A 15,883-nucleotide genomic window follows, 5' to 3' on the forward strand; every position below is an offset into this window, starting at 1 on the left:
ATTGATTTATTGAAATATTGATTCCAAGATGGCTAAATGGCTGGTTAGTTACGCAGATAGTCACCCAGCGATGAAATGCTAAGTACATCTTTTGCCAAATCATAGTCTACATAGAGCCGTTTGGATACAATGGCAATAAAATACTGGCTACCATCCTGCTGTATCTCATAAGTAGCGGGCGAAGCCTGTTTAGTGGTTTCTGATACATATATAATAGATAAGAGATAAGAGATACTCTTTATCGTTCCGGTAGATGATAACCGTAGGATTCAGATTAACGCTTTCCCATGTGCCGACAATGGAAAACAGGTTGAAGGACGGGTAATCTTCTCTAGTTCTTTTCATAAGACGTGGCTTGTTTGGGTGATTGATTTTGTGTTTCACTGTCCGCAATAATTCTTTCAATATCGGAAGACTTATAATAAATCTTGCTGCCGATTTGAGAATAAGCCAGCCGTCCACTACTTCGGTAATATTGCAGTGTTCGTTTGCTAAAACCTAACAATAGACACACTTCTTGACTATCCAGCCAGTTTTCTACTTTCTGGATATGAGCGCTGCACAAACTTTCTATTCGTTTGGCAAACTCGGTGAACTGTTCGCACACATACGAAAAGGTTCTCTTTTCAATGGTTACTACTTCCATACTTTTAATTTTTAATGGTTTATAAAACGTGTTGATTCTATTTTCATCAGCAAATGAAAGAAGAATCAAGAGCCGTTTTCAAAACTGTCTGAAAGTGGTATATTCTGTCTATCTCTGGCTCAATTCATTTGGAATATACTAATGGGATATTCATTTTTTGAACGCATTTACATAGAAAGTCAAATGGAAATAGAGATACGAAAAGATTTATCGCTTATCTTTGCCGCATGACTACCAATAAGATAACTCCCGAAGAATTATGGGCAAGACAGCAGATCAGCCCGCTGGATGTGGACTATGATTTGTGGAATGAACGCAGAGCATCTATACAGACATTCTCACAAATGAGCCAAAGTTGCATCTTTACGGTAGATGTTTTCAAAGAGCGATACGATTTTGCGTCCGATAATTTTGCTACTATCTTTGGATATAATCCTACATGGATAAAGACGATTCGGAAGCAGGGGGATTTATTGGAGGAACCGATTCACCCAGACGACCGGGCACAACTCATCGAACACCAGATTGAACACGGACAGTTCATCTATTCACTTCCGCAAGAACAAAGAAATAATTATCAGCAGATATTCCAGATTCGTATGCTGAATGCCCGGCAGGAATATGTGAATGTAATCAGTCGCCACCAAGTGATTCAGAAAGATAAAAATGGAAAGGCGTGGATGATTATGGGAGTGATGGATCTTTCACCCGATCAAACACCTATGGAGCGAATCAAGCGGACGGTTATAAATCGGGAAACGGGTGAGATACTTGCATCGGCAGTTGTTCCGGCAGACCAACAATTAACCAAGCGGGAAAAGGAAATACTCTTATTAATCCGACAGGGCTTTTTGAGCAAGGAGATTGCTTATAAACTGAACCTTAGTATTTACACGGTGAACAATCACCGCAAGAATATATTGGCAAAACTGAATGTCGATAATGTGATCGAAGCCATCAACCGAGCAGAAAGTTTCGGTATTCTCTATTAACTAAGCACTGGCGTTTTATCTTAATGTACATCATTATTCAATCACTTCAATATAAAAACTAACAGGACGAAAACCATCGTTACATGAAATCATTGCTGAGTGCGGATTTTTCATCCACCCATCATAGAAGTTGCCGCCCCCATTGGCTAATTCCGTAACAAAATAACTCATTGAACTCCATGCGCTTTCACACAGTCCTTCCGGTTTCTGCCCATCGACTGAAATAAAAGTTGTACCATCTTCAATATCACAAGTGTGTTCAATAGGATTTTCGTACATAGCCGACACATCACTATGCTGCACCTTTCTTATAGCTGTTATTCTAATCTTTTCCATTTTTAATATTTATCACATACGATATATGCAAGGTTACTCACTTATGGTTATTCGTAGGGCTGCTTTAAACGTATTTCCATTACGGTAGCCAATCCAAGCTATTTGTCAGCGGATTGGTTTTTCTCCATTGTTCAAGTTCTTCGTAACTACGAACTCCACCCACGAAAACAGCATGATAGATTTCTATGCCGGGAATCTGCACACCGTCCGGCACATCGAATTTAATTTGAAGAATAGTATTCTTGATTTCAGGGGTAAGTCGGTTCGTTATGGCAGCAGTTACTTTTTCAACCACACCATCATATTTTGAGCCTTTACGAATATGAATCATGTCGAACTTCCACGTGTTCCTGTCCTCATCTTCGTAGATGGAGTGCCATTCGATGCACTCTTCTTCCGTCTGAATCAGATTCTTAAATTGGATTTCCTTTAAAGAGAGCCGTTCGGCAAGTTCTTGAATCACAGAAAAGCTGGCTGCAATATCCAATGTATCGGTATATATATGCAGGTCTATATCCCTACTCTTTGCCAGCAGACCAGATTTGAGTGAGCCTACCAGATGAACGGTTGCCCCAATACGTTCCCATGCCGGAATAATACCGGTATGTTCCAGTATTTTCCAAGCGGTTTGCTGATTATGTAGGGCAAGTTCAAGAATATCCATATCGTTCATTTTGAGCGTGCAAAGATACAAAACTTATGGATATATAGCTATAAATAGCCATTTCCTATCCTATTGGATTGCAGTAATTTTGCGCACCGTTTTGACTCTATTTTCATCCTTTAGCAATAAATTACTATGGTATTCAATCAAACAGAGAAGCAAGAAAGAAGCTATTTGCAGCAAATAATCAATCGTCTGAAACTGATAATCAGCCATACCGATGTATCCGTGAAAGACCATGTAGATACATTGGCAGAGTACAAAGACTACCTTTGGAATAATAAAGATATTGATCCGCATGAGATACGCTCCATGCGTGAAAGCATCCTGAATCATTTTGCCATAGGCGAAAATGTAATTGACAAACGCCGATGGCTTGCTAAAACAGTGGATATTCCCTACTTCGGACGAATCGACTTTCACGAGAAGAGCGAGAACCGTCCGATAATCCCTGTTTATATCGGCATTCATACCTTTCACGACACTGAAAGCCGGACAACGATGATTTATGATTGGCGAGCACCTATTTCGAGTATGTTCTACGATTACGAACTGGGTGAAGCATCTTATCAATCCCCATCGGGAGAGATAAAAGGGGATATTTCATTGAAACGGCAATACCGAATCCGGGCTGGAAAGATGGAATTCATGATCGAAAGTGCGCTGACCGTTCACGATGATATTCTGCAAAAGGAGCTTAGTGCTAATGCGGATGATAAGATGAAGAATATTGTTGCCACCATCCAGCGAGAACAAAACCGAATTATCCGTAATGAGGAAGCCCGAACGCTCATCATTCAGGGTGTGGCAGGTTCGGGCAAAACTTCTATTGCCCTACATCGCATCGCCTATTTGCTGTATGCTTTTCAGGGCAGTATCTCTTCAAAAGACATATTGATCGTTTCTCCGAATAAGGTGTTTGCCGATTACATTTCCAACGTCCTGCCCGAACTGGGCGAAGAAACCGTACCCGAAACCAGCATGGAACAGATACTTTCCGAAGTGCTGAATCACAAATACAAATACCTGAGCTTCTTTGAGCAAGTGAATGAATTGCTGACAAAACCAACACCGGACTTTATCGAGCGCATCGAATATAAATCCTCTTTCGATTTCATCGCCAGTCTGGATCGCTTTATTTTTCGGTGTGAAAACCACTACTTTAGAGCAGAGGATGTGAAGCTAACCAAACATATCACCGTCCCGGCTGAATTTATCGAAGAGCAATTCCACCGTTTCAACCGCTACCCCATGCGCCAACGGTTCGAGGCAATGACGGATTATATTCTTGATATGATGAAAGTACAGTACGCTTTCACAGTGACGACTACCGAACGGAATTTTCTAAAGAAAGAGATTAAGCGAATGTTTGTCGGAAACAATGATCTACAAGTCTATAAAGATTTCTTTGCGTGGCTGGGTAAGCCGGAACTGTTTAAAATGCGAAAGAACCGCACACTTGAATATGCCGACTTAGCACCATTGGCGTATCTGCATATCGCTTTAGGTGGTGGTACAAAGAACGATGTTAAACATTTGCTGGTAGATGAAATGCAAGATTATTCTCCAATCCAGTATAAGGTAATACAAAAGCTATTCCCTTGTCGGAAAACGGTGTTGGGCGATGCCAGCCAGTCGGTCAATCCTTATGGCTCGTCTACTGCGTATATGATTCAGAAAGCTCTTGTCATGGGTGAAGTGATGAAGCTGTGCAAAAGTTACCGCTCTACTTGCGAGATCACAGATTTTGCACAGAAAATACGGACAAATACCGATCTTGAACCAGTCGCACGGCACGGAGAGAAACCACGAGTACTACAATATAATAATGAGAAAGAAGAACTATCTGCTATTAAAGAATTAATTGCCACCTATCAGGCATCCGCCTATAAATCACTGGGGATTGTCTGCAAAACCGAATCGCAAGCCCATGAGATGGCAGATAAATTACAAATTCCCGATATTCATTTCTTATCGAGCCAAAGTTCGGCTTTTGTACAAGGTATCGTTATCACCTCTGCACACATGGCAAAGAGTTTGGAATTCGATGAGGTGATTATCCCACAGGTGGATGATAGGAATTATCATTCGGAAATAGACCGGAGTATGCTATATGTGGCGGTAACGAGGGCAATGCACCGTTTAACACTGACATATAGCGGAACAAAACACACGCCATTCATCTAAATTTTCGGCTTACTCTATTGTCATGCGGGGATTAACCTCTATATTTACCGCCATGCGCACAGCAGATTAACGAAATAGCGATGAGAGAAAGCAAAGTTCTATATCCGTCACCTATACTTTCCCAATACATTAAATACTATTGGGTGCTAAAAACCGATGAAGTAGAGCCAGTAATGGTACAGACTATTCCATCGGGTTGCGTACACCTTGTTTTCCATCGGGGTGAGAATCTGAATATCCAATCAAAAGGTTTACAACCAAAGAATTTTATCCGGGGACAGTTCTCAACGTATGGGAGTTTGATTTCAGAAGGTAATATTGATATGATTGCCGTTATATTTCATCCTCTGGGGCTAAATCCATTTGTGCGGTGTTCTATGAGTGAACTTTACAACCATTATATAGATGTAGAAGATTTGGAAGACATCGAATTGAATCACCTGAAACGAAATATTTCTGCCGAACCAGCCGTTGAAACCTGCATCCGGTTGATTGAACGCTTTTTCATACAACGGTTGGTCGATGCAAATTGTAACTACCAAAGAACGCATCATGCTATCTGCCAAATAATCAATCAACCGCAAATTGATGTGAATACCCTTGCTGAAAGTACTTGTTTGGGATATAGGCAATTCAAGCGAGTATTTACCAACTATGTAGGAATGAGCCCTAAAGAATATTATCGGGTAGTTCGTTTTCAGCGAGCACTGTATCTGTTGCAGAATCATCCGGGAATGGAGTTCGTAGACTTGGCTTATTCGTGTGGCTTTTATGATTCTTCGCACTTGGTGAAAGACTTTAAAGAGTTTACAGGCTGTTCGCCTACTCAATATCTATCTTCCCGTTCTCCATATTCTACATTCTTTTCCGAAGATTGTAGGCTGAATGTTATTAAATCGCATAGTCGTGCGTAGTCATTTGTGATAAAGTCAGTTTTTTACAAGTGGATGATAGGCAAAGAACTTACTTTTGCAGAAAGATTTAAAATTAGAAAGTTATGCAAGAAAGTAATTTTATACATATAACCACTGGCATTGCACAGGTTATTGAAACAGAAGAGAAATTGTTAAGTAGTTTGCCCGTAGAGGCTATCACACAAAGACGAAATACGCAGAATCGCACCATCAAGCAGATTCTCGGTCATTTGATTGATTCGGCATCCAATAATCACCAACGCATGGTTCGGTTGCAATATAGTAAAGACCTGCTTTTCTTCCCTGATTATACACAGGATAATGACTTGTGGATAGCTCTGCAAGATTATCAAAATGCAGACTGGTCTAACTTAATCCAGTTGTGGAAGTGCTACAATCTGCACATCATCCAAGTAATTAATTCGGTAGATAAGAACAGGCTGGATAGTTACTGGTGCGACTTTACAGGAGCAAAGGTTACATTAAGAGAAATGATAGAGGGATATTTGGGACATTTGCACCTGCATATAAAAGAAATCCATGAATTGATAGATTGAATTTCTTAATTTTCCATACATTTGCGCTATATCAACTAACAAATAGTATTCACTTATTATGAAACTCTGTATATAGCTACGCTCCTGCGAATAGCCCCCTTCAAGAAAGCTATTCAGCTATTTGACAAATAAGGATTTATTTGCCACAGAGATTTTACATCCTTTTATTTATGAATTTACGAGCAGACAGACCATGTTATGCAGGTCTGTTCGTATCGTGCTATTTTGCAGTTGAGCAATGAATTATACATATAAACAAATCTGGCTTATCAACTTTCCGGTCATGATGAGCATCCTCATGGAGCAGTTAATCAATATAACGGATGCTGTCTTTTTAGGTCACGTAGGCGAGATGGAATTGGGAGCATCCGCTATTGCCGGAATTTATTATCTGGCGGTCTATATGCTGGGCTTCGGGTTCAGTATTGGATTGCAAGTAATGATTGCCCGGAGAAACGGGGAGCAGAATTATAAGGCAACCGGAAAGACTTTCTTTCAAGGGCTATTCTTTTTATCGGGATTAGCTGTCTTGCTTTGCCTGCTGATTCATGCCGTTTCTCCTTATCTATTGAAACGGTTAATTTCCTCACCGGAGATTTATCAGGCGGTAGTCCGCTATTTGGACTGGCGCAGCTTCGGGCTGTTGTTCTCATTTCCTTTTCTGGCTATCCGGTCTTTCTTCGTTGGAATAACGCACACAAAAGCCTTATCGTGGTCGGCTGTTACTGCGGTAGCGATTAATATCCCGCTGAACTACTTCTTAATATTCACACTGGAATTAGGTATTTCGGGAGCAGCCATCGCTTCATCTTTAGCGGAAATGGGTTCTTTGATTGTGCTTTGTATCTACACAGGAGCGAAGATTGACAAAGAAAAATACGGATTGAAGCCCGTGTATGATGGACGGTTACTTATCAAAGTCCTGAATCTGTCTGTGTGGAGTATGCTCCATGCTTTTATTAGCGTAGCCCCTTGGTTTCTATTTTTCGTGGCAATCGAACATTTAGGGAAAACGGAGTTAGCTATTTCCAATATCACCCGAAGCGTATCGGCTATTTTTTTCGTAATCGCCAATTCCTTTGCCGTCACTACAGGTTCATTAGTGAGCAATGCTATTGGAGCTGGGGCGAGAAACGAGCTTTTCCCGATCTGTCACAAGGTTCTGAAATTAGGCTATGCTATTGGCATCCCATTCGTAGTAGTAGCTTTGCTCTGTAATCGTTGGATTGTCAGTTTCTACACCGATAATGAGCTATTGATAGAATTAGCATTTGCCCCTTTCGTGGTGATGCTTCTGAATTACACGTTTGCACTACCCGGCTATGTATATCTCAATGCGGTCGGAGGAACGGGAAAAACCAAAATCACCTTTCTGTTCCAGGTGACAACCACCTGTGTGTATTTAGTATATCTCTATTGGTTGAGCTTCTGTATAGATGCATCTTTACCCCTCTACTTGACGGCAGAATATCTATTTGTGATCCTGCTGGCACTGCAATCTATTATTTATCTGAAAAGTAAACACTATTAAAAACGAATCAAGTTATGATGACAAAAATATATCCACGCACCGGAGATAAGCAAACAGTCTATCTGAATGCCGTGATTAAAGATCCTCAAATTGAGGTTGGCGATTATACTATTTACAATGATTTTGTAGCTGATCCCTTGCTGTTTGAGAAGAACAATGTGCTTTATCATTACCCCATCCACCGGGAGAAGTTAATCATTGGCAAGTTCTGTTCTATTGCCTGTGGCACGAAGTTCTTGTTTAATTGCGCCAATCATACATTGAAATCTCTGTCTACCTATACCTTCCCTCTATTCTATGAAGAATGGGAATTGGAGAAATCGAATATTACTACCGCATGGGATAACAAAGGCGATATTGTGATCGGCAATGATGTATGGATCGGCTACGAAGCTGTGATTATGGCGGGTGTCCATATCGGTGATGGAGCAATTATTGCCGCACGTGCAGTAGTGACCAAAGATGTTCCACCTTATACCATTGTGGGCGGTACTCCTGCCAAAGAAATACGAAAATGCTTTGACGCAGAGGTAATTCAACAATTACTCATGCTGAAATGGTGGGATTGGTCTACTGATGAAATACGTCAGTGTTTGCCATATATTGCAGAGGGAAAATTGAATGAATTACTAGCCATAATGAAAGAATAAAATATGAACTATATAAAGAAATCATTAACAAGGATTGATGCAGATCGCAGTTCTTCTGCATAGCTACATTTCGCTATTTTAGAACTCATGCCAGTGAATTATATTTGTAAGAAGCAGGAATTTGAGGTTCAACATTTCTAAAATTGCGACCAATAAGGCTGAATACCCCTTGAATCATTCTGATTAGCAGAGGAACTACAAACAAAACAAGAAATCATTCAGCATACAAAGCAAATGCTTTGATATATATAATTTATTCACAATTAAATTTTATGCCTATGAATGATTTATTGAGAACGAGGTTTTTCATCTTACTAGCTGATACCTCACAAGAAGTTATTAACACAGAAATGCAAGATGCTTATGAAGATTTTGTGAAGCAAATAGTAACAATTAGCAATTCGGAAGATTATACTCATATCTTCCGGATGCTTAATCTCACCCGTATTGAGATAGCCCCTTTAAAGGGGTTGTATCAAGATGGGCAGGGGGGGGGGAAATGCGCTTAAAAATCTATACATTCATAAAGCATTATCCCTAATTGATGCAGAATTAGAGCTACTCAACCTGAAAATTACCCATCCCGAACAGTTTAATTCGCCTGTATCTACAGAGTTCAAGTCAGACCTGTATGTAATTCCTAAGTCTAAAGACTTGGGGATTATTGGTATTGCTGAAATTGTACTTGGTTTGTTTCTTCAAGGAGAGATTACCGGAAAGAATGGAAAACCTGTTTCAGAGGCTTGTTTAGCTCGTGGCTTTGAGCAGCTTTTCAATCTTAAATTCGGTAGTATCTATGATAAGATTGGTGAAGTGTTTACTCGTAAACCGTACAATCTTACTAAAACATTGGACGCTTTACGAAATGCTATTGGTAGAGAAGACCGTAAACGGAAGAATAAATAAAGATTAGAAAAGATGATTCTGCAAATTGTTTATTTATAGCAGTTTATAAACCATTTTTCGGGGAGTAGTTACCTACTCCTCTTTTTCTGCAACCTTGTTTTGCAGAACTTTGCTTCATCAATCGATTGAAAACAATAATGTTGAACTAAAAATTGAAGCAAAATGTATATAGACAACGAAAACTTCGAGAAGTGGATGGAGAAGCTATCCAAGAAACTCACCGAAATCGGGCAAGACTTGAAATCACTCATCAATACTGATACGGTACTAGATGATAATGAGAAGATTCTCGATAATCAAGATTTAGCTTTTCTCCTAAAAGTATCTTTCCGAACTCTTCAACGCTACAGAGTAAATAAACAACTTCCCTATTTCACTATCGGAAGGAAACCTATTATCGGGCTGTAGATATTCGAGCTTTTGTTCGTGAACGTGCCGATTCTCAAGCCTACAAGCAGTTTGAAAAAGCCAATCAGTTGGATAATCAACCTTGATAGCAAAAAGTAGCAGAGGAAAGAAGCCTGTGTTCAGACTATTCCTTTGTGCCGTCACCCCGATTTAGCACAAACTGCCTCACCTATCGGTTCAGCCCGTTTCGCTAAATCGAGCAAGAGGGAACTGGACAAGTCCTGTTCTTCCCTCTTGCTCTGCGAGGCAAAGCCTTCGGCTTTAGCGTGTTACAAGAACACGCTGTAATGACACCTGTAATAATCATTTTCTTTGCAATACTTATTATCAGGTATTTATCTATTCATATTTCTATAAAAAAGTAATTACCATGCCAAATAGTAGTAGAAAAACGATATTCACTACCATTTCCATAGACAAGGAAACGGCAGCTTTGGTAGAGAAGATATGCAAACGCTATTCACTGAAAAAGAGTGAAGTTGTAAAGTTGGCGTTCGGGTATATAGATAAGGCACATATCAACCCATCCGAAGCCCCTGAATCCGTAAAATCAGAACTGGCGAAAATAAATAAGAGACAGGATGATATTATCCGGTTCATCCGTCACTATGAGGAAGAACAACTAAATCCCATGATACGGGCAACAAATTCTATCGCTTTGCGTTTCGACGCTATCGGTAAAACTTTGGAAACTCTTATTCTCTCTCAACTGGAAGCCAGTCAGGAGAGACAAACAGCCGTGCTGAAAAAGTTAAGTGAACAGTTCTGTAATCATGCAGATGTGATAAACAACCAGTCCAAACAGATTAATGCACTCTACCAGATACACCAACGGAATTATAAGAAGCTACTTCAACTGATACAACTCTATTCAGAACTATCTGCTTGCGGTGTGATGGATAGCAAAAGGAAAGAGAATCTGAAAGCAGAAATCAGAAATCAGTAATTTGATAAATACGTAGGATTATGCACATAGACTTTGCCCCGCCATCAAACGGAACATATAATAATGCTGGAAGCTGCCGTCAGCTAGCTAATTACATGGAACATGAAGATTTAGAACGAATGGAGAAGGGTATCTATAGTGAAGGCTTTTTCAATCTGACAGATGATAATATCTATAAATCAAAGGTTATAAAAGATATAGATCGTAATATCGGGCAACTCCTAAAAACGGATGCTAAGTTTTACGCTATCCATGTTAGTCCATCGGAAAAAGAACTCCGAACGATGGGTAACACAGAACAGGAACAAGCCGAAGCAATGAAACGTTATATCCGTGAGGTTTTTATTCCTGAATATGCAAAGAACTTCAACAAAGAACTATCCGCTTCGGATATAAAATTTTACGGTAAGATTCATTTTGATCGTAGCCGTTCCGATAATAAACTGAATATGCACTGCCATTTGATAGTAAGCCGGAAAGATCAAACCAATAAAAAGAAGCTATCACCGCTTACTAACCACAAGAATACCAAAAACGGAATAATCAAAGGAGGTTTTGACCGAGTGAACCTATTCCAACAAGCAGAACAAGGGTTTGATAAGCTATTCAGCTACAACCACAAATTATCAGAATCCTTTAAGTATTCCAACACGATGAAGAATGGAAGTATTGACGATAAACTGAAAATGCAGGAGCAGGAGTTGAAAGAGCCAATGCAATATTTTACTAACGAAAAGAAAACAGAAGTATTCCAATCCAGTGAAAAAGAAAACAAGATTTCTTGCAATCTTGATAGCAGACAAGAAGACAGGCGCTCTTACAATCAGCGAAATAATAGTAATAGTGAATCTCTTTTGTCCATATCCTCATTAGGAGATAGTAATAATGATTCAACATTGTCAGAGGATATACAGGCAAATAAACTCAAAAAGAAAAAGAAGGAAGGAATAAGGAGATGATTGAAAATGAGGGACTAAGAAGTAATATAGACCGCTATCTGAGGAGCGTTTCAGGTATCGTGGACACTTTCATCTAGCAACAGAAATGTTATCACCGACCAAAAAACAGCCATTTAGAGGCAATAACATTCCAAAGATCAAAAACCAGATTGTAACCAAAATTTATATAGCCTGTTATTTAAATGTAGAGATGAAAGACATATTTTAATTTATGCTCCTTTTACAGAAAATATATTAGTGCAATTTTAATGTTTATGTCCCTTACTAAAACTTCAAATACGCCTCACATTATCATGTAGATATGTTTTTAATTCGTTGAAATTATTTTTGTCAATCCCGAGTGTCGTTAATATTTTCTTTATATTAGTACCTATAATATTTCCTTTTACTGATAATGGTTTTTCAAAATTAAGTTTACCTTGAAGCTTTCTATTTTCATCTAAAGACCAATCAACATATACAGACAGAGGTCTATCCCCATCCCACTTATTCTTATTTACTCTATAGTTTAAAGCTTTACAAGCGAAATATATTTTTTGAACCTTTGCAAAATTTTCAATTGGCTGCATCTTTGCTAGATAATAATCTAGGTTCTGATCTTCTGCATCAACTGTTATTATATAATTTGCAACCCCTGAATTTACAATGGTTTGACCATTTACGCTAGAGTTTTTTTTATCTGAACTAAGGTTAGTACCTGCATATATATCTATTTTTTGTTGCTCTGTCAAATCTATAATACCAGACCTTTCTCCTCCTATCTTATTTATGAACTCAAACTTCCATCCTATTTTTAGGCATAAAGCTTCAGTCCTTTTATAAGGATTAAAGTATACAAGATAGTCATCCTCAAAAGACTTTTTGATTTTAGCAATACTTTTTTCAATAATAGTTTGAGCATCATTTCCTAAAATCTCAACAGCTCTATTCAAACTAATTTTATTTTCCAGAAAATCGGCATCATTTTGTTTAATCGATATTTTAAACTCTTTTTGACAGCCAATTTCATCTTGAGCTAATACGTATATATCAGTTTTGCATTCTCCTTTAGATACTACAGGTTTACCACACTTTAGCACCGCATACTCTCTACATTCATAACTGAAATTCTTTGCCTGCAAAAACAAGTCCTTTATTTTTCGCTCGGTATCTCCAAATTTACTCATATATCTTCTAATAGTTTTGTTAATGGAACATTTAAAGCTTTTGCTATTTTTTCTGCTATAGCTAGTGAAACATTACGCCTTCCATTTTCAATATCAGGAAGATACGTTCTATCTATATCAGCCATATTAGCTAACTTCTCTTGTGAAAGATTCAATGCTATGCGTTTTTCTCTCACCTTTAAACCGAAAATCTCATTGATACTCATCATTTTACAAAAGTCCTCATTTCCAGACAATTGTGCAACGGACTATTGTCTACAATTTAACAAATTCATAATTGAGAAATGGTATATATACAGTATTTTCACAAGTAACTTAAATACATTAAAATAAATGAAGAGGCAAATTTTTTCACTATATGCAAAAGCAAGAAACTGAAATATTGGAGATAGGAAAGTCAGATTTAATATTGTACAGGCAATAAATATAATAAAAGAGTATCTAGGAGATATATCCAAAGTTGAGGTAGTTGAGTAATGAGGTATATATCTTTTAGATAGAAAAATTACTTCGCAAAGTCTAAATTATACTTAATAAGTTGAGTGAATAGTTCTTTAGAGAGAGAAGTATTTCGTTAATTTTACAGCCCTCCATTATTTGCATTTTTTACTTACGTGTTACTTTTAAGAGAAAAGCTCTTGAATGCTGGCAATATAAGGGATTGCAATATCTCTTTTTTTTCCTCGGAGTTTCACATCTGCTAAATTTAAGCCTTCAATATTTATACATTCTACATCTTCCAGCTTAAAAGTCAGATATTCATTGCCGGAAGGGGCAAAACCTAGGTGAAAAAGTTCTGATGCAGACATTATTTTAGGATGTTCTTCGACCATTGCATACAAAAAACGGTTATTTTGATTGTGTAGCAACAGGTATTTAGGAGATGTAACCCCTACTGGCATCTGCAATGCTCCTCTGCGAAACCCTGTACGTACATAGTAAAGTTTATTCTTTAATGTCATGCGTAATTGGTGCTCGTCTTTATAATAAGCAACAAGAACATCTGCCTCCTTTTTCCTGCCCATAGAGTTCAGGGCATCTTTAATGCTCAAAGCTAAACTTCTGGCCAACCGAGGTGGTACGGCATTTCCTACCATCTTATAACCTTCCTTTATGTCTGTATAGAAAAAACGGAATTTGTCAGGGAATGTCTGTATTCTAGCACACTCCCTCACGCTTAACCGGCGGTAGAGATGTTCGCAGCCAGGAAGAAAGGCACGTTGATTTGGTGAAATGTACTTCATAGTTGGCGCCTGTGGATGCAAAGGACAGTTTTTAGCCTGTGCTTGTATGGTAAATGATACTTCATTCCAGGCTCGTATGCGATTACGGGCCATAAACTTTGCATCGAATGGACCGGCAAAAGTGTCATGGTTAATCCATTTCCCATATTCTTGGTTTACGCGTTCATTATTATAAAAACGCGGCTTTTCAGTAATGTCACCAATTGCTTTTTGCAGTGTCACAAAAGGTTTAGGTAATGGTTCTGGAAATCTAAATGCACTATCCAATTCTTTGATGAAGCCAACAATAAATACGCGGAAGCGGTCCTGCGGTATGCGATAGTCAGCAGCATTCAACAACGAGTAGCTCACCACGTAACCGGCACATTCAAGGTTGGAAAGGAATGACAGGAAGGTTTTGAAATGTTTGTCACTGATAATCCCTTGCACATTCTCTATTATGAAAAATTGGGGGCGTTTTTCTTTTATCAATTGGATATAGTCAAGAAATAACCGACCCCGTTCATCATTTAACCCTAACTGTTTGCCTCCTTCGCTCCACGATTGGCATGGGGGACCTCCTATAAATCCATCGCAATCGGGGATATTAGCTGCCTTTAACGTGCGGATATCGGATTTACACAGATAAGTATTTGGGTGATTGAACTGATAGGTTTCGTGTATAGCCTCATCAAATTCATTCGCCCAAATAACGTCATAGCCAGCCTGTTCAAAGCCAAGGTCTAATCCGCCGCATCCTGCAAAAAAAGATGCTACTTTCATTCCAAATCAATAATCCCTCCCTTTTTAATCAAGGTTTTCTTTATCTGCATTGCTACATGATAAGCCAAATTTACTGGTACGGCATTGCCAATCATTTTATAACCATAATTCACATCGTCGTATATGAACTGGAATTCATCGGGAAAACTTTGCACACGGGCCACCTCGCGGACTGTCATCCTGCGATAAAGGTGCTCATACCCTTCAACAAACTTCTGCAGATTTTTTTCAACCTTAATCATCTTTGGTGCTTGCGGGTGCAGTTGGCATTGGCGACCGCTTGCTTGAACCGTAAAGCCTGGCTCATCCCATGAACGAACTCGATTTCGGGACAAGAATATAGGCGAATATGCACCAATAAAGTATTCGTTGTTAGGTATTTTACAAGCCTTTCCATTGGTCTTGTTCTTTTCGAGAGCTGGAATGGCCGTATCCTGTAAGTCCCAGATACTTTCACGCAACGTCGGCTTGTGCTTCTGTGGTGCAGGATATTCAAAGTTATGAATATTCAAATCTTTGCGGAAGCCAATATAGAAAACGCGGTCACGGTCTTCGGGAACATCATAATCATTAGCGTTAAGCATTTTCAAATTTACATCATAGCCAGCTTCGTCAAATAATTCCATGAAGCCACGCACAGCATCTGTATGGCGCTTGGCTAACATGCCGGATACATTTTCGGCAACAAAAAACAGAGGACGCTTGTCCTGCAAAATACGAATATATTCGTAAAACAACTGTCCTCGGGCATCTTCAATGCCCTTTAAAGAACCTGCTTCGCTCCACGATTGGCATGGAGGTCCGCCTATTATACCAGCAATATTATCAGGGAACTCAGATGATGGTATATCACGGATATCCCCTTCAATCAGGTTGGTATCTGGAAAATTTGCACGAAAGGTCGGGCAAATTTTTGCATCAAATTCATTTGCTGTAACTGTTTTAAAACCGGCTTTATGAAAGCCCAAATCCAAACCTCCTGCACCGGAGAAAAGGCTAATCAAGTTCATCATAT

17 protein-coding genes and 2 pseudogenes are annotated in these 15,883 nt (G+C 39.0%); 11 read left to right on the top strand and 8 right to left on the bottom strand.

Annotated elements, in window-relative coordinates; genetic code table 11:
• Nucleotides 1-44 precede the first annotated feature (44 nt).
• Together C4S38_RS07210 and C4S38_RS07215 are read right to left on the bottom strand one after the other, a co-directional pair.
• Nucleotides 45-345, bottom strand: a pseudogene (locus C4S38_RS07210) (DUF3876 domain-containing protein).
• Nucleotides 332-646 carry a helix-turn-helix domain-containing protein gene (locus tag C4S38_RS07215; RefSeq protein WP_103983157.1) on the bottom strand — a complete coding sequence of 105 codons (315 nt, stop codon included), beginning with the start codon at nt 644-646 and terminating at the stop codon, nt 332-334. The pseudogene C4S38_RS07210 and the gene C4S38_RS07215 overlap by 14 nt, the downstream one beginning before the upstream one ends.
• 227 nt (nt 647-873) lie before the next feature.
• On the opposite strand from C4S38_RS07215, the gene C4S38_RS07220 reads away from it, so the two are divergent.
• On the top strand, nt 874-1,638 hold the full coding sequence (locus C4S38_RS07220) for a LuxR C-terminal-related transcriptional regulator (RefSeq protein WP_103983158.1): 765 nt from the start codon (nt 874-876) through the stop codon (nt 1,636-1,638).
• A 33-nt stretch (nt 1,639-1,671) separates the two neighbouring features.
• Here C4S38_RS07220 and C4S38_RS07225 read toward each other — a convergent pair whose 3' ends face one another.
• Nucleotides 1,672-1,974 (bottom strand): TIGR04076 family protein, encoded by a 303-nt coding sequence (locus C4S38_RS07225; protein ID WP_103983159.1) that lies wholly within the window; start codon nt 1,972-1,974, stop codon nt 1,672-1,674.
• Between the two features lie 79 nt (nt 1,975-2,053).
• Entirely contained in the window at nt 2,054-2,647 is a 594-nt protein-coding gene (locus tag C4S38_RS07230) for a hypothetical protein (RefSeq protein WP_103983160.1), read from the bottom strand.
• A 126-nt stretch (nt 2,648-2,773) separates the two neighbouring features.
• Between C4S38_RS07230 and C4S38_RS07235 the strand changes: the two genes are divergently transcribed.
• The 10 genes and pseudogenes from C4S38_RS07235 to C4S38_RS07285 all read left to right on the top strand — a co-directional run bounded on the left by C4S38_RS07235 (nt 2,774) and on the right by C4S38_RS07285 (nt 11,696).
• Nucleotides 2,774-4,825 carry a HelD family protein gene (locus C4S38_RS07235; protein ID WP_103983161.1) on the top strand — a complete coding sequence of 684 codons (2,052 nt, stop codon included), beginning with the start codon at nt 2,774-2,776 and terminating at the stop codon, nt 4,823-4,825.
• A gap of 80 nt (nt 4,826-4,905) precedes the next feature.
• Nucleotides 4,906-5,739, top strand: coding sequence for an AraC family transcriptional regulator (locus tag C4S38_RS07240; RefSeq protein WP_103983162.1), 834 nt, complete (start codon nt 4,906-4,908; stop codon nt 5,737-5,739).
• Nucleotides 5,740-5,822: 83 nt separating this feature from the next.
• On the top strand, nt 5,823-6,296 hold the full coding sequence (locus C4S38_RS07245) for a DinB family protein (RefSeq protein WP_103983163.1): 474 nt from the start codon (nt 5,823-5,825) through the stop codon (nt 6,294-6,296).
• Between the two features lie 238 nt (nt 6,297-6,534).
• Entirely contained in the window at nt 6,535-7,827 is a 1,293-nt protein-coding gene (locus C4S38_RS07250) for an MATE family efflux transporter (RefSeq protein WP_103983164.1), read from the top strand.
• Nucleotides 7,828-7,841: 14 nt separating this feature from the next.
• Nucleotides 7,842-8,477, top strand: a complete 636-nt coding sequence (locus C4S38_RS07255) for a CatB-related O-acetyltransferase (protein WP_103983165.1) — start codon at nt 7,842-7,844, stop codon at nt 8,475-8,477.
• A 272-nt stretch (nt 8,478-8,749) separates the two neighbouring features.
• Nucleotides 8,750-8,986, top strand: a complete 237-nt coding sequence (locus tag C4S38_RS07260; protein ID WP_103983166.1) for a hypothetical protein — start codon at nt 8,750-8,752, stop codon at nt 8,984-8,986.
• Nucleotides 8,958-9,383, top strand: a complete 426-nt coding sequence (locus C4S38_RS07265) for a hypothetical protein (RefSeq protein WP_103983167.1) — start codon at nt 8,958-8,960, stop codon at nt 9,381-9,383. The genes C4S38_RS07260 and C4S38_RS07265 overlap by 29 nt, the downstream gene beginning before the upstream one ends.
• Before the next feature lie 162 nt (nt 9,384-9,545).
• Nucleotides 9,546-9,877, top strand: a pseudogene (locus C4S38_RS07270) (helix-turn-helix domain-containing protein).
• Nucleotides 9,878-10,161: 284 nt separating this feature from the next.
• Entirely contained in the window at nt 10,162-10,737 is a 576-nt protein-coding gene (locus C4S38_RS07280; RefSeq protein ID WP_103983169.1) for a BfmA/BtgA family mobilization protein, read from the top strand.
• Between the two features lie 20 nt (nt 10,738-10,757).
• Nucleotides 10,758-11,696, top strand: coding sequence for a DUF5712 family protein (locus C4S38_RS07285; RefSeq protein ID WP_103983170.1), 939 nt, complete (start codon nt 10,758-10,760; stop codon nt 11,694-11,696).
• A gap of 272 nt (nt 11,697-11,968) precedes the next feature.
• Here C4S38_RS07285 and C4S38_RS07290 read toward each other — a convergent pair whose 3' ends face one another.
• From C4S38_RS07290 to C4S38_RS07305, 4 genes are all read right to left on the bottom strand, one after another.
• On the bottom strand, nt 11,969-12,862 hold the full coding sequence (locus C4S38_RS07290) for a hypothetical protein (RefSeq protein WP_103983171.1): 894 nt from the start codon (nt 12,860-12,862) through the stop codon (nt 11,969-11,971).
• Nucleotides 12,859-13,068: a helix-turn-helix domain-containing protein gene (locus C4S38_RS07295; protein ID WP_103983210.1), complete on the bottom strand. Its 210-nt coding sequence runs from the start codon at nt 13,066-13,068 to the stop codon at nt 12,859-12,861. The genes C4S38_RS07290 and C4S38_RS07295 overlap by 4 nt, the downstream gene beginning before the upstream one ends.
• A 417-nt stretch (nt 13,069-13,485) precedes the next feature.
• A complete protein-coding gene (locus C4S38_RS07300) occupies nt 13,486-14,868 on the bottom strand; it encodes a DNA cytosine methyltransferase (protein WP_103983172.1) in 1,383 nt (460 codons plus the stop codon).
• Nucleotides 14,865-15,878 (bottom strand): DNA cytosine methyltransferase, encoded by a 1,014-nt coding sequence (locus C4S38_RS07305; RefSeq protein WP_103983211.1) that lies wholly within the window; start codon nt 15,876-15,878, stop codon nt 14,865-14,867. Before C4S38_RS07305 ends, C4S38_RS07300 begins: the two co-directional genes overlap by 4 nt.
• Nucleotides 15,879-15,883 lie beyond the last annotated feature (5 nt).

The organism is Parabacteroides chinchillae, assembly GCF_900108035.1.
Taxonomy (GTDB): domain Bacteria; phylum Bacteroidota; class Bacteroidia; order Bacteroidales; family Tannerellaceae; genus Parabacteroides; species Parabacteroides chinchillae.

Coding starts and splice junctions, on each gene's coding strand:
- C4S38_RS07215 (WP_103983157.1), bottom strand. CDS start 646: ATGGAAGTAGTAACCATTGAAAAGAGAACCTTTTCGTATGTGTGCGAA.
- C4S38_RS07220 (WP_103983158.1), top strand. CDS start 874: ATGACTACCAATAAGATAACTCCCGAAGAATTATGGGCAAGACAGCAG.
- C4S38_RS07225 (WP_103983159.1), bottom strand. CDS start 1,974: ATGGAAAAGATTAGAATAACAGCTATAAGAAAGGTGCAGCATAGTGAT.
- C4S38_RS07230 (WP_103983160.1), bottom strand. CDS start 2,647: ATGAACGATATGGATATTCTTGAACTTGCCCTACATAATCAGCAAACC.
- C4S38_RS07235 (WP_103983161.1), top strand. CDS start 2,774: ATGGTATTCAATCAAACAGAGAAGCAAGAAAGAAGCTATTTGCAGCAA.
- C4S38_RS07240 (WP_103983162.1), top strand. CDS start 4,906: ATGAGAGAAAGCAAAGTTCTATATCCGTCACCTATACTTTCCCAATAC.
- C4S38_RS07245 (WP_103983163.1), top strand. CDS start 5,823: ATGCAAGAAAGTAATTTTATACATATAACCACTGGCATTGCACAGGTT.
- C4S38_RS07250 (WP_103983164.1), top strand. CDS start 6,535: ATGAATTATACATATAAACAAATCTGGCTTATCAACTTTCCGGTCATG.
- C4S38_RS07255 (WP_103983165.1), top strand. CDS start 7,842: ATGATGACAAAAATATATCCACGCACCGGAGATAAGCAAACAGTCTAT.
- C4S38_RS07260 (WP_103983166.1), top strand. CDS start 8,750: ATGCCTATGAATGATTTATTGAGAACGAGGTTTTTCATCTTACTAGCT.
- C4S38_RS07265 (WP_103983167.1), top strand. CDS start 8,958: ATGGGCAGGGGGGGGGGAAATGCGCTTAAAAATCTATACATTCATAAA.
- C4S38_RS07280 (WP_103983169.1), top strand. CDS start 10,162: ATGCCAAATAGTAGTAGAAAAACGATATTCACTACCATTTCCATAGAC.
- C4S38_RS07285 (WP_103983170.1), top strand. CDS start 10,758: ATGCACATAGACTTTGCCCCGCCATCAAACGGAACATATAATAATGCT.
- C4S38_RS07290 (WP_103983171.1), bottom strand. CDS start 12,862: ATGAGTAAATTTGGAGATACCGAGCGAAAAATAAAGGACTTGTTTTTG.
- C4S38_RS07295 (WP_103983210.1), bottom strand. CDS start 13,068: ATGAGTATCAATGAGATTTTCGGTTTAAAGGTGAGAGAAAAACGCATA.
- C4S38_RS07300 (WP_103983172.1), bottom strand. CDS start 14,868: ATGAAAGTAGCATCTTTTTTTGCAGGATGCGGCGGATTAGACCTTGGC.
- C4S38_RS07305 (WP_103983211.1), bottom strand. CDS start 15,878: ATGAACTTGATTAGCCTTTTCTCCGGTGCAGGAGGTTTGGATTTGGGC.